Annotated in this window: 10 protein-coding genes; 7 read left to right on the top strand and 3 right to left on the bottom strand. The window is 42.5% G+C overall.

What is annotated here, in order from left to right; all coding sequences use genetic code 11:
- Positions 1-20 precede the first annotated feature (20 nt).
- A complete protein-coding gene (ylqF, locus tag UQW94_RS00815) occupies positions 21-965 on the bottom strand; it encodes a ribosome biogenesis GTPase YlqF (protein WP_005376521.1) in 945 nt (314 codons plus the stop codon).
- A 447-nt stretch (positions 966-1,412) separates the two neighbouring features.
- Between ylqF and UQW94_RS00820 the strand changes: the two genes are divergently transcribed.
- The 5 genes from UQW94_RS00820 (at position 1,413) to UQW94_RS00840 (ending at position 9,242) form a co-directional block, all read left to right on the top strand.
- Positions 1,413-5,078 carry an ATP-binding protein gene (locus tag UQW94_RS00820; RefSeq protein WP_322141914.1) on the top strand — a complete coding sequence of 1,222 codons (3,666 nt, stop codon included), beginning with the start codon at positions 1,413-1,415 and terminating at the stop codon, positions 5,076-5,078.
- Positions 5,062-6,228 carry an EAL domain-containing response regulator gene (locus tag UQW94_RS00825; protein ID WP_322141915.1) on the top strand — a complete coding sequence of 389 codons (1,167 nt, stop codon included), beginning with the start codon at positions 5,062-5,064 and terminating at the stop codon, positions 6,226-6,228. The genes UQW94_RS00820 and UQW94_RS00825 overlap by 17 nt, the downstream gene beginning before the upstream one ends.
- Positions 6,221-6,817 (top strand): response regulator transcription factor, encoded by a 597-nt coding sequence (locus tag UQW94_RS00830; RefSeq protein WP_017635347.1) that lies wholly within the window; start codon positions 6,221-6,223, stop codon positions 6,815-6,817. Before UQW94_RS00825 ends, UQW94_RS00830 begins: the two co-directional genes overlap by 8 nt.
- Before the next feature lie 9 nt (positions 6,818-6,826).
- A complete protein-coding gene (locus UQW94_RS00835) occupies positions 6,827-8,197 on the top strand; it encodes a GGDEF domain-containing protein (protein ID WP_017635346.1) in 1,371 nt (456 codons plus the stop codon).
- Positions 8,198-8,354: 157 nt separating this feature from the next.
- Complete coding sequence (locus UQW94_RS00840; RefSeq protein WP_017635345.1) at positions 8,355-9,242, top strand: LysR family transcriptional regulator; 888 nt, start codon at positions 8,355-8,357, stop codon at positions 9,240-9,242.
- Here the strand turns inward: UQW94_RS00840 and UQW94_RS00845 are convergent.
- Positions 9,239-9,847: a response regulator transcription factor gene (locus tag UQW94_RS00845; RefSeq protein WP_085569072.1), complete on the bottom strand. Its 609-nt coding sequence runs from the start codon at positions 9,845-9,847 to the stop codon at positions 9,239-9,241. The two genes, UQW94_RS00840 and UQW94_RS00845, sit on opposite strands and share 4 nt — an antisense overlap.
- 683 nt (positions 9,848-10,530) lie before the next feature.
- Between UQW94_RS00845 and UQW94_RS00850 the strand changes: the two genes are divergently transcribed.
- Entirely contained in the window at positions 10,531-11,511 is a 981-nt protein-coding gene (locus UQW94_RS00850) for a chemotaxis protein (protein ID WP_213961544.1), read from the top strand.
- Between the two features lie 49 nt (positions 11,512-11,560).
- Here UQW94_RS00850 and UQW94_RS00855 read toward each other — a convergent pair whose 3' ends face one another.
- Positions 11,561-12,091, bottom strand: coding sequence for a prepilin-type N-terminal cleavage/methylation domain-containing protein (locus tag UQW94_RS00855; RefSeq protein ID WP_005376513.1), 531 nt, complete (start codon positions 12,089-12,091; stop codon positions 11,561-11,563).
- 444 nt (positions 12,092-12,535) lie between these two features.
- On the opposite strand from UQW94_RS00855, the gene UQW94_RS00860 reads away from it, so the two are divergent.
- Positions 12,536-13,258: a sulfite exporter TauE/SafE family protein gene (locus UQW94_RS00860; RefSeq protein ID WP_042520743.1), complete on the top strand. Its 723-nt coding sequence runs from the start codon at positions 12,536-12,538 to the stop codon at positions 13,256-13,258.
- Positions 13,259-13,355 lie beyond the last annotated feature (97 nt).

Genomic DNA, 13,355 nt, shown 5'->3' on the forward strand with positions numbered 1-13,355 from the left:
TGAGTAGATAAGAGACAAGCTTATCGCTTATTACGTAAATAGCGCTTACGACGCTCTTCTTTACGCTTCGCTTTCTCTTCTTCTTTACGGGCGGTTTCAATCTCGACTTCAATCAGCTCTTGAGTGATCATTTCTGGGCGTTCTAATGTAATTTGGCCCAAAGTGCCTTGACGAAGTTCGTGCAATAAGATCTCTGATACTTTGTGCAAGTCAACACGTCCACCTGCACGTAGTGCACCGCGGCGACGACCAATTTCTTCCATGATCTCGATATCTGATTCTGGAAGCTCTTCAATTTGATAACGCTCTTTAAGCTTGTCTGCATAATGAGCTGCTAGGTATTCAATGGTATAGAATGCGACTTCGTCATATTCCATCGCTGTATCTTTTACCGCGCCAGTAGCCGCAAGGCGGAAGCCACTGTGTGGATTTTCCACTTTTGGCCATAAAATCCCTGGAGTATCAGATAATACGATGCCATTTTGCAGGTTGATACGTTGTTGACGACGTGTAACCGCGGGTTGGTTACCTGTTACAGCGATTGTTCGGCCTGCGAGGGTGTTAATGATCGTCGACTTTCCAACGTTTGGGATACCCATGATCATGGTGCGAATGTTTTTACCAATTTCTTCTCGGTGTGGGGCAAGTTTGCGGCAAAGCTCCATGATTCGATGTACTTCTTGTGGTTCAGAAGTCGTGATCGCCATTGCTTTTACATGTTGCTCTTGCTCCAAGTGCTCAATCCACAGTTGAGTTAACTCTGGATCGGCCAAATCACGTTTGTTCAAAACTTTAACGACAGGTTTGTCACCACGGATTTGAGAAATCAAAGGGTTTTCACTACTGAAAGGAATACGAGCATCCAGTACTTCGATGATCACATCCACTTGAGGGATTGCTTCTTCGATCTCTTTACGTGCTTTGTGCATGTGGCCAGGAAACCACTGGATTGAGTTATTAACCATTTGAATTTAATACCTTAATTTTTCTAATGCTCCAGCGGTTGTAAAAGTAGCAATGTGAATCTTGAGTGACACAATACTAGAACGCATTTTCTAAAACTGTGTTTACTTCAAGCTGCTCGAAACCGCGGAGTTGAGCTTTCTTTCATGTTAATACGTCAGTTTATCATGGAATGATGATGAATCATTCAAGATGAAAGTAAAAAGCTATGGCGTGCAAACCTAAAAGCACACATCCCTTATGTATACCGACTCGCAGTGAATATCCGTCTGGGTGAGAGACCGAACGCAAACGCTGTGTAGTCAAAGGTGGATTGTGTTGTCAGATTGTTCTGACGAATTTTGGTTTTCTGCTTTTATATCAAAATTTTATTTTTATTTCGCTATTGAGCGAAGTTTGACTTTTATCTGACAAAAACTAGTCTGAGCTTCCATTCAGAGGAAGCAGTCATGCTCAGTATTCTTAGAAGTATTACGGTATCGTCCGTCGCCTTAATTTTTTTAGCGAGTTCTTTTTGCTCAACTGCCAAACAGAGTCCTAAACCGAAGGTCATCGTTGGTGTTATTGCGCAAGACGAAGCTAAAGACTCGTTTGACGGTAGCGTTGGTCCTTCGTACGGAATTAGTCTTGAGTATTTGTCTAACATTACTAAAGCTTTGGATTATGAGTTAGAACTTCGGACTTACAAGCATATTCCGTCTTTACTTGCGGATGTCGAAAGCAAGAAGATTGATGGTGCGGTTGGATTTAGTAAAACAGCAGCAAGAGAAAAGCGTTTCTTGTTTTCGATGCCTTTCTTTTCGAGCACTATCGCTGTTTGGTATCGGAATGCCACTTACCGAGATAGTGATGCGCGTGATCTTAAATGGGTGTGTGTTGAGGGCAGTGTGTATTGTGACAACCTCACTGAACGTGGTATCGATAAGATACATTATGTTAAAACACGTTTAGAGGCGTTTAATGAAGTTAAGCGAGGTAAAGCGAACGCGCTGATTTACACTTATGTTGGTATTACCCAATATTTGGATTTGAATGACATTGTAAAAGGGGTTGTCGATATTCCCAGTTGGTTGAAAAACGAAGAGGTGAGTTTTATCGCTTCGTTGGACAAACAGAGTCTGATCGATGACATCAACAAAATCCTTCAGTGGGAGCAAAATGGAAAAAACATTCGCTCCGTCGCCTCGAAAAATCCTTACCATATCAGTGATAAGTTATTGGTAGATTACCGACGTAATCATCAAAACAAACTAGTGATAACTTACAGCAGCAGTGACGAAGCTTATCCGTTTCTCTACCGAGATTCGCAAACGGGCGAGTTAGATGGCTTCTTTCCAGATTTTGTCGACTTATTGCAGTCTCGTACTGGCTTGAGCTTTAAGTATGTGAAGCCGACGTCGAGCCTTTCAAATGGATTAACGGCATTTGATGCCGATATAGTCCCCATCTCTTATGTGGGTGAGCTACCTAAGTCAGATTGGTTGTTCACTAAACCATTCATGCACAGTAATTACGTGGCTATCCAAGCGGAGCAGAGCAAGCGCGATAAATCTGCACTGAAAGAAGCGGGTATTCTGCTCACTTTGAAAAAGCAAGGGTTAGTTCATTTGGGCACTTGGCAGCAAGGCCAAGTTGATCATTATGATGATTTGAAAAAGCAGCTTACCGATTTGAAATCGGGCGTTTTGGATGTGGCTTACATTCCTGACGACATCGTTCACAACATGATTGCACAAGATCAAGTCGATGGCTTGGTGATCAATGCGGAGGACGTTTTGACGTTCTCTAATGCATTTGCGGTTGCAAACCACAATACACAACTTCAACACATGTTGAACAGCATCATCGAAACCATTGATTCTAACGAGATCGAAAAACTGCTGCGTTCTCACCGAAGCTTCAAACTGACTTATGGCTATGACGCGGAGCAGATCGCTACATTTGTTGTTGCTGGTTCATTCATATTCTGTCTCATGTTAATTGCGGCGTATTTCATCTTATCTCACATGCGACTTAAAGTGAGGTTAGCCGAATTTAATGCTGACAATGAGGAAGCGGAAAAGCAATGGCTGATGGACATCATCAAAGAGATCAATAGCTTGGTTTTTATCCATAGTGAAAATAACCATATGGAGATGAGCAATTGTGCCAACTACAACAGTAAACAGTGCCAACAATGTAAGTTGAAAAGTGATTCTGCGCACGCTCCTCTGGTGAATAATTTTGATGAACTGACCACTGTTATCGCTGGAAAGCGTATTTCAGAAGAGGTTGCCTCGTCGGGCTGTGAACTTGATATTAAACATGTATATCGAGAACGCAAAGTCATCGCTTCTCCTAGCGGTAAGAACAAGTTTGTACTGACTGTTATTCAAGATATTACCCAGCAAAAAGAACGTGAGCAGGCGTTAATCGATGCGCAAAAAGAAGCGCAAACCGCGGTACGTGCGCGCGAAAACTTTTTGGCAACCATGAGTCACGAATTAAGAACGCCATTGTCGGCAGCACACGGCATCCTCGATTTGCTAAATCGCCAAGTGACGGCAGATTCAAATCGCGAGTTAATTGCCCAAGCCATACGCTCGCTCAATCATTTGAATACGCTAGTAGACGAAGTACTGGATTATTCAAAGTTAGAGGCAGGGCACTTAACCGTCGCCCCAGTTAAGACCGACTTGCTTAAAACCTTGTGCGATGTGTTTCGAAGCTTTGAACCACGAGCGCTTGCGAAAGGTTTGGATTACAAAGTGACAATCAAACCATTTTCGAATGCTTTCATTGAAATCGACGCGCTGCGATTGGTGCAAATTACCACCAATCTACTCTCCAATGCGATGAAATTCACTGCCGAAGGCGAGGTTGGAATCAGTGTCATTCTTCATGAAAAGCAGCTTATTTTGAAAGTGGCGGATTCAGGTATCGGCATGACGGATGACCAACTCGAAGGCATTCTCAATCCTTTTGTTCAAGCGGATGACACTATTACGCGTAAATATGGCGGTACTGGATTGGGGCTAAGCATTGTTGACCGATTGATCGACTGCATGGGCGGCGTGCTCTGCATCGATTCACAATTTGGCTTGGGCACGACGATTACTGTCAGACTGCCAATTGAGCATTGCGACTCTGAGCCAGACGTTTGTTTGAACTGGACGTATAGCGAGAGCTTACCACTTAATATTCGCCAGTGGTGTGACGCGTGGAAAATGCGTCCAGCGACGTTAAAAACAATGGTGGCGAACCTTCACCCTATACACGACAGCGATGCCAGTTTTAATGGCCTAATGCTGCGTGACGAACAAAGGGTACTTGGCAGTCTTACGCTAAGAGAGATTCAATATCCAGATACATTGTTCAATTTGCTCAGCCAAACGCAGCAAGAAACCAAGCTTAGTGACGCAAATCAAGAAGTGGTTTCTTGGGTTCTCGGCACGGTACTGGTCGCAGAAGATAATCCCATTAACCAAAGTGTGATAGCAATGCAGCTTCATGAACTTGGAATCGAACCTGTCATTGTGAATAACGGCCGCGAAGCATGGGAATACATCAACCAAGATGAAAACGTTGTGTTGCTGCTGACCGATTTTCATATGCCAGAAATGGATGGCTATGAGCTTGTTAGGCACGTGAAAAACTCCGAGTTTAAAGCAATTCCAATCATCGGTGTGACAGCAGAAGATGCTCGTCTTGCCATTGAGCGCACACAGGATATCGGCATTGATGATGTGCTCTACAAGCCCTATGACCTTAATCAATTAAAAACCGTTTTGATTCCATTTATTGGCGAAAAAGAGAGGGGTAGGCTGCCCGGCTGGATTAAACGGTTCAAAGCACAGGACGCAAAAGAGATTGCGCGCGTGTTTAGTCAATCAATGTCTACAGATATAAAAAACTTAAACGCCGCATCGACTGAGCGAGACAAAAAACGGGTCATTCATGGCATCAAAGGAGCGGTTGGGGCGATAGGGGTAAGCATGCTGACTGAGCTTTGCATTGAGGCAGAACGAGTTACTGCTGCGGAGTTTGACAGGCGAACAGCGGAGCTAATTTTACGAATCGAGCAGGAGATCGAAAACATAAACTATTGGGTAGAGACAAATGAATACACAATTTAATGTGATGTTGATTGATGACCATCCGCTACAAACCACAATACTTACGCAAATATTGGATCGCTATTGCGCGCAAGTCATCCCCTTTAACTGTGTGGATGCTGCTATTCAGAGTGTGCAGGAACAACATTTTGACGTAATTTTTTGTGATATCCAAATGCCCGGAAAAGACGGCATCGATATGATGGAAATGCTCGATGAAGTCCAGTACCAGGGGCAAGTTGTACTGGTCAGTGCAATGGAATTGACCATTATTTCTGCGGTAAGAGCCATGTGCGAGGGATTTAGTTTTGAAGTATTAGGGAAGCTGCCTAAGCCATACGATGAAAATGAAGTCGTTGATTTGTTGGGTAAAATAAAAGATGGAAAAGCGAAACAAGTCAGCTTTGCGCAACCTATTGAAGTGGAAGATCAAGAATTCCTGTTTGCTCTGGCTGAAGGGCGCGTGAAAAATTATTACCAGCCTTTAGTCGATGTGCAAAGTGGGGAAGTGCTTGGGTATGAAGCGCTCGCGCGTTGGAATCATCCTATTTATGGTGTGTTACCCCCTCATTATTTTTTGCCAATTGTAGAGCGTTGCCGCCTTTCTGGAGAGTTGTTTCAAGCTGTATTGAGTAATGTTATCTATGACATGAAACACCGCGGATTGACGCAAAACGTATCCATCAATGTAGACCATGAAAATTTAGAAGATACGGCGTTCTCTCATTACTTTTTACAGCAATGTTTAGAGAGCGAGATTGACCCATCACAAATCACCATTGAAATTACAGAGCGAGATACATTTCAGACTAGCGCGTCCCTGTACAAGAATTTACTCAAGTTGAGGATGAACGGTGTCACTGTCTCAATAGATGATTTTGGCACGGGTTCATCAACGTTTGAAAAACTGGCTCAACTGCCATTCAACGAGTTAAAAATCGATCGTTCGTTTGTACAAGGTGTCGAATGCGACATCAAAAAACGCAACATCGTTGTTGCTATTTGCGCGTTAGCGAAAAGTTTGAATATACGACTGGTCGCGGAAGGTATTGAAGACGAAGTCACACTGCAAGCGATACGTGAGTATGGGATTGATCTTTGCCAAGGCTTCTACATTGATAAACCCATGCCACTAGAAGCCATAACCATACTAAATGAAAGATATGAATAAATTGAATTACTTGATCTTTGACGATCATCCTCTCGTTTGTGTTGCAATCAAGTCGTTGTTGGAAGAGTTAGGGAAAACAAATGGGGTATTTACTGCAACATCAGCGAAGATGGCATTACAAATATTGAAAAAGGAAGAAATTCAACTGTTGATCTTAGATGTGAACTTGGCAGATTGCGATGGGTTTGATTTCTACAAACGTATCAAATCCCATGGTTATGAAGGCAAAGTCATTTTCTTCTCCGCTGAAACTAGCCAAATGTACAGCCAAATGGCTTTTCGTTCTGGCGCTGATGGCTATGTGTGTAAATCGGAAAATCACGACATTCTTAAAGACGCGATAGAAGCGGTAGAGAAGGGGTATACCTTCTTCAAATTTAAGCAAGTTGTTAACAGCGTTCGAGAAATGCCACAACTTTCAAGCAGAGAAAGTGCAGTAATGAAGTATTTACTACAAGGAAAGTCCAATAGAGAAATCGCTTCAGTGCTATCAATAAGTGACAAAACAGTCAGCACATACAAACGCCGTCTATTGGATAAATTTAACGTAAAGAACATTGTTGAGCTAACAAGAGTGGCGGGGGCGTAAGACCGCATCATGACACTTAAAAGTATCGCGTTGTCTCTTTTCATCGCAACATTACTATTCGTCACTTCTGTCACAATGATTGGTGCGGTGTTAATTTCTTATGAAGTAAAGCAGTTCAACACTTACGCGAATAATTTAGCCAAAATAAAACAAAAAGTAATTCTCATGGGGCTATTGACGGAAGCGCAGCTCGAGCAATACAAAGGCATGAGCGTGAGTGAAGTAGAAGCGCAAACAGAGCTGAGCTTTCAAGATGCGATTTACTCCCTGTCACGTTATGAAAAACTTAATTACGTTGAAGCTGTTGCACGGAAATCGCTTCATCAGGCTGAAGCGTATTTATCAAATGCGTTCAATCGACAAAATGCCGTTATGTATTTTCGTTCTTATACTGGAAACAAACTCATCTTAGAGAGACCGATTGAAGCGCTAGAGGGAGTGAAAGCCACATTTGATGTTGATTGGTGTAAAAGTAACTATTCTTGTGTGTTAGCCGCGTGGAAAGAGCAACTAACGGACCGGGTATTGTTTTCCCTACCATTTAAAACGACATACTCCGATGACATGGCGATAAGCATCATGAGTCCGGTTTACTTTCAAGGTGAGTTAGTGGGAGAGTTTTCGGAACAATTGTACCTCTCGCCGCTTTATAATGATGGGAAAGCGGTGGATGTTCAAATTGCGAATGGGAACAAGCAAATGGTGATTTACTTCGCTGGCTACCCCTTTCCATCATTCGCGTACACCCAATCATATGTCGCAGACAACAACAATCTCATTGTTTACATGTACCCATTCAGTAAAATTGTACTGGATTACGTGTTCTTGTTTATCATCTTCTTTTTCGTAACTTTAGCGTATTACAACAAAGCTTATGAATCTAAAGAGAGCAAACTTCGCCTCGCGAAAGCACTGACGAACGTGACGAAAGATGATTTAACGGGATTGTTTAACCGCAGAGTCTTTCAAGATAGCGAATTCAAACGTCGTTTGGAAACCGCGCCATATTCCGTCATTGCAATAGATGGCGATAGGATCAAGCGAATCAATGACCATTACGGTCACCATGTAGGGGACGAAGTTATTGGGATTATTGCTGATGCTATGTCTAAAGTGTTTCGAAATAGTGATTATCTAGTTCGAACTGGTGGTGATGAGTTTGTTGCGATTCTGCCAGGTTGCAGTATCAGCCAATCTTCAATATTGGCGAAGAAGCTTCGTAGTGTCGTTAAAGATAACCGACTAAAGACCTTGGATATCGAAGTTAGTGTGAGTACTGGTATCGCGGCGAATGAGTTACACGAAACGCTTCAGGACGTTATTGTACGTGCAGATGAAGATCTCTATGAGATGAAAAAACACAGACAAAAGTCCCATTAAGCAGGTCTGGTATTGACTAAATGCAAAGTTACGGAACATAACCATGACATAACTGTTTGATTAATTTGACCAAACAGAATGAGTGGTCTTTTATATTAGAGCAGTCAACAAATAGTGATTGCTCTATTTATTCTCGACCTTACATCTGGTGTCGCACGTGAACAAAGATCTCGACTTAAACTTACTTAAAATACTTGTCTTACTGGATAAGCACCGTCAGCTCAAGCCCGTTGCGAAAGCGATGGGGAAGAGCGAAGCGTCAATTAGCAAATACCTTGCCCGATTGCGACTCCAGCTAAACGATGAATTGTTTATTCGGCATCCTCACCACATGGAACCGACGGACTATTTAAAACGTCAATTACCTAAAATTTCCGATGCACTCGAGAAGCTTGAAACTTGTCTAATTAGAGATGAGTTTGAACCGGAAAATTACGAAAAAGACATCACCATTTGTTTGCCGCAAACCGCTCAATACTCATTTGGGCATTTACTTGCAATGGATTTAATGGCGCTGTTTCCCAAGGCGCACATTTCGATAGCAACGATTACAGAGTATACGATAGAAGAGATAATCCTAGGCAAAGTGGATGCGCAGTTACATTACTTCAACGAGGATGTTCCGAAATCTGTTTATCAGAAGTTCATCGGCTATGCGCCTGCTGTGGTAGTTGTCCCTGAAGAGCTGGGAATTACCACCCTGGAAGAAGCGGCCAAACTTCCCTTTATCATGTTAGAGATTATCGGTTGGAAAGAGAAAGAGCAGCTCGTTAAGCGTGCAATGGAAAGCCACGGTATGGTCATCAACCGTATTGCGGCTCTAGACAACGTAAGCAGCGTATTGAAGCTAATTAAGCAAAAAAGCGCCGCAACCGTGCTACTTGAATATCAGGCGCCAATTGATGGATATAAATTTATAAGAGTGCCAGAGCATTTTTACCCAGATGGCTGGCCAAAAGTGGTTGTACAGGTGAAGCAAAGCTTAAGACATGATGCAATGCACCAGTTGTTAATCGGTGCTATTGCAAAATACATGAGCGCTTAGCGGCAAAACTCAATGTTTTCTGACTGAGGAATAGTATGCAGAAGTTCAATCAACGTGTCCGCATGGTACTTTTTCAGAATACGCGTTTTGTAGGTGCTGATTGTTTTAGCGCTGAGTGAAAGTTGTTCAGAAATCTTCTTATTTGAGTAGCCTTGTACAAGATAATGGAACACCATGGCTTCGCGATTTGAAAGTGTTACGTTACCCGACGATGGTGTGTGAGTCGACTTAAACATTGAGTAACCGCGTGAAACACTCACAATTGCGTCAATAATGGTCTCTCTTGTTTCATGTTTGCTTAAGAAGCCATTTCCACCCATTTCGTACGCTGCTTTAGAAAGACTCGAGTAGTCACGTGAAGAAACAAATAACAGTCGGCCACGATATCCTGTCGCTAAAATGTTTTTGGCTAAACGCATACCATCGCGGTCGCCAAGCACTACGTCTAAAATAATCAAATCAATCTTTTGGCCTCGGACAAGATCCATCACTTCCGCACTGTCAGTGGTTTGAATCACTTCAGCTGCGTTGATTACAGATTCAACTAGAGAAGCAAGTGCTTCGCTATACAATGGTTGAGCGTCGATAATAAGAACATTATTCAAAGTGAACCTCACCTAATACATCAACTAGTGTGCTGTCAGGCGACAGCGCAATTGGATGAATAGGATTGTAGGAAAAACCTTGCTAAGAGGAAGGAAAATGACTCTTTCCAAAAGTGAAAATCAGTGTCTTGATTATGGGAATAGCGATGTCAGGTATTGAAATACCTAGTGATAGGATGATTGCTTAAAACTTACGCTGACAGAAAACTAACAAACTGAAAGTGTTCTTTCAGTGTTCTATGCCTTCAGATTTTCTTGCGATGCCTCTAGCGCTTCGATTTAAACCCGTGTGTTCACAAGCGCAGTTTTATACCATGCCACTTGAAGAGAGCTTGTTATACACCAGGCATGAGCACAGTAGCCAACTTTGTACTGATATCTGTTAGATAGGTTTGGCTATTGACGCTGAACATCACTTCAAATTATTTCTAAACTTTTCATTGACTCTGCCGCTAAAAGTGGAGGTGTTAATTCGCACTTTGGCCACTCATAATGTCGTGTTCAAAAATGAGACAATTTTACATGGTTTGGTATGGAAATGTGCGTTAGCCGTCCTTTTGATGGTTTACAAATTTTGTTGTAACGACTAAAAAGGACTTTTGGATTTTTAGCCAGAGAACGGCTTCTCATGGCGTTTGCATCAAACTTTTCTGATGCGTATTTTTGGTTGGATAATTGGCTTTATGAGTAACGTAACCAGCACCATTTTGACAGAAAGTGGTACCAATGAGCTTGAAATCATCGAGTTTCATTTAGAAAAAACATTGCCAGATGGCAGCACAAAAACTTGTTATTACGGCATTAACGTTGCGAAAGTACGAGAAGTGATTCGCGTGCCAGAAACAACCGATTATCCAAACGCACAACCTCATATGATTGGTGTGTTCTCATCCAGAGATGTACTGACGCCTTTAGTGGATTTAGCTGGTTGGTTAGGTGTGCCAACACGACAAGATCTGGAGCGCAAGTTTGTAATCGTTACGGATTTCAACAAAATGACCAATGGCTTCTTAATTGACAGCATTTCGCGTATTCATCGCATCTCTTGGAATGATGTGGAATCACCAAGTCAGTTTTTGGAAGCGGGCGAACAAGATTGTGTAGTAGCCGTTGTCCGTAAAGAAGGCAACCTGATCATGATTCTCGACTTTGAAAAAATCATCGCAGACATCAACCCAGAATTGAGTATGGAAAAATACGATGTGAAAGGGGACAAGTCGGTGGATCTCAACCAGAGAATGGTCGGTAAGCGTAATGCTAAAACGATCATGGTGGTGGATGACTCAGCATTTATTCGCTCTTTGATCCAAGATACATTAGCTTCTTCAGGCTACAATGTGATCACATGTAAAGACGGTGGTGAGGCGCATGAGAAGTTGATGAGTTTGATCGAGGTTGCGAAAGAAGAAAACTTGCCAGTTAAAGAGCTATTAGATGCGGTGGTTACGGACGTAGAAATGCCTCGAATGGATGGTATGCACTTAGTGAAGAGACTACGCGATACCGAAGCGTTTCATGCAATGCCGATCATTATGTTCTCGTCATTGATGAGTGAGGATAACCGAGCGAAAGCACTATCTCTTGGCGCAAATGATACGATTACCAAGCCAGAGATTGGCCGCATGGTGAATATGATGGATAAATACGTGTTTAACTTTGCGTAAAAAACCGATCAGATGAAACAAATAAGGCTGCCGATTGGCAGCCTTATTTTTATTGAGGGCAGGGAAGAATATCTAAGGTGTAACTCTCGTTTGGAGTCTGCGGTGGCCCATATAAAATTCCGCATTGTGTAAGGCTAGCTCTTTTTTCGTCGGCTGCAGCAATGACCATTTCGCGAGTTGTTGAACCAGCCGGGTGATGAAATGTTTTCCAATCCGAGTCTTCTTCGTTCAGTCCTTGCACGAGTAACTTCATCGATTCGCTATCAGAATCAGGATATCCATATAAAAAAACACAGCGCTTTGAACCACCAATATTACAGCCGTCAAATGGTAAATCTGCCATTAAAGCACTGTCTACGAAGTTTGAAACGTAAGGCTTGCTTTCCAATCCCGCAATCGCCATTTTCCCATAACCCACGCCTAATGCTGACGCAATAGCGCCTTTCATTCCTTCCAAACGTGCTTCACGTGCATCGCTTTGAAGGTTTAAAAAGCGTGGCGCGGCAGTGACAGCAAGAATACCGAGCACGACAATAACTACGACTAACTCTATTAGAGTAAATCCCGTTTGTTTTTTCATATTATTTTCACAGCAAGTTAAAGGTAGAAAAACACTGACCGTACACTTGTTTATTGTGTAAATAAGTACGGTAATGATAAATCGATCAGTAGTATAAAGAGGTGAGTTGTAAAGTGCTATACCGACGCCGCACTAATTGACTGAATCCATTAAATGCAATGGAGAATTCACGGGTCTAATTCTGCTAGATTTTAAGAGGTCATTAATTCCGCTGAAGAAATGCTGCGTGAACAGGCGAGCATGAATCCTCTTCGATGTAAGCAAACATGTACATCAGCGGAATGAAATACAAAATGCAAATGAGGGCGAACCGCACAAATGGATTGTCTTTTTATTCACTTTGATGAATGCTACGCGGAATTCATATCGCAGTATGCCTGAGGTATTCATCATGCGAATGTGCTTTGGTTTTGTGTTTATTTTTCAAATATAAGAATAATCTAAATGGAATTCGATTCGATAAACTTCCTTGCAATAGGTTTGATATTTCTTGGCTCTTATGTCCAGACCGCAATCGGTTTTGGCTTGGCTATTGTTGCCGCACCTTTACTGATTCTTTGGGCGCCAGAATATGTTCCTGCGCCAATCTGTTTAGTCGCGTTATTTATTTCGTTGATGAATGCGATGAAGCACCGCAGTAGTGTTGAAATCGGCGGCTTAAAGATGGCGTTGATTGGGCGAGTGCCGGGATCAATTGCTGGTGGCTTGCTACTCTTTTTTGTATCTACACAAACTCTCACGCTTTGGATTGGTTTGTTGGTGCTGTTTGCAGTCGTGGTGAGTGTTTTACCGTTTCGGGTTGAGCCTACGCCTTCGCGTATGACATGTGCTGGTTTCTTTTCTGGGTTGTTTGGTACCAGTTCTGCGATTGGAGGCCCTCCGATGGCGTTATTGTTGCAGCATCAAGAAGCAAATCAGTTACGCGGCAACTTATCGGCTTTTTTTGTTTTCAGTTCGATTATTTCACTAATAGTACAAATCCCAGTGGGCTTCTTCACATTGCATCATTTGGTCATTACTATTCCTCTATTACCTGCTGCGGCGCTTGGTTACTGGCTAGCAATGAAAACTACCCAGTCGTTACCAAAAGAAAAGATTCGGTTTGGGGCACTTATGTTGTGTTTTGTGAGTGGCTTTACCGCCGTCGTACAAGCGTTGAGCCAATAATGCCATCTGCATCATAAAGTCACTGCGGGATTGCATTCCTTTTTATGTATGGCGGACTTGTTTACTTACGCCAAATTGGTCGTTTAGATGGGCGATA

The organism is Vibrio sp. PBL-C16 (genome assembly GCF_034321865.1).
GTDB classification, from domain to species: domain Bacteria; phylum Pseudomonadota; class Gammaproteobacteria; order Enterobacterales; family Vibrionaceae; genus Vibrio; species Vibrio alginolyticus.

What these genes read in the sequence shown, in the direction of transcription:
- ylqF (WP_005376521.1), bottom strand. Translation starts at nt 965, where the DNA reads ATGGTTAATAACTCAATCCAGTGGTTTCCTGGCCACATGCACAAAGCA.
- UQW94_RS00830 (WP_017635347.1), top strand. Translation starts at nt 6,221, where the DNA reads ATGAATAAATTGAATTACTTGATCTTTGACGATCATCCTCTCGTTTGT.
- UQW94_RS00860 (WP_042520743.1), top strand. Translation starts at nt 12,536, where the DNA reads ATGGAATTCGATTCGATAAACTTCCTTGCAATAGGTTTGATATTTCTT.
- UQW94_RS00825 (WP_322141915.1), top strand. Translation starts at nt 5,062, where the DNA reads ATGAATACACAATTTAATGTGATGTTGATTGATGACCATCCGCTACAA.
- UQW94_RS00850 (WP_213961544.1), top strand. Translation starts at nt 10,531, where the DNA reads ATGAGTAACGTAACCAGCACCATTTTGACAGAAAGTGGTACCAATGAG.
- UQW94_RS00855 (WP_005376513.1), bottom strand. Translation starts at nt 12,091, where the DNA reads ATGAAAAAACAAACGGGATTTACTCTAATAGAGTTAGTCGTAGTTATT.
- UQW94_RS00820 (WP_322141914.1), top strand. Translation starts at nt 1,413, where the DNA reads ATGCTCAGTATTCTTAGAAGTATTACGGTATCGTCCGTCGCCTTAATT.
- UQW94_RS00835 (WP_017635346.1), top strand. Translation starts at nt 6,827, where the DNA reads ATGACACTTAAAAGTATCGCGTTGTCTCTTTTCATCGCAACATTACTA.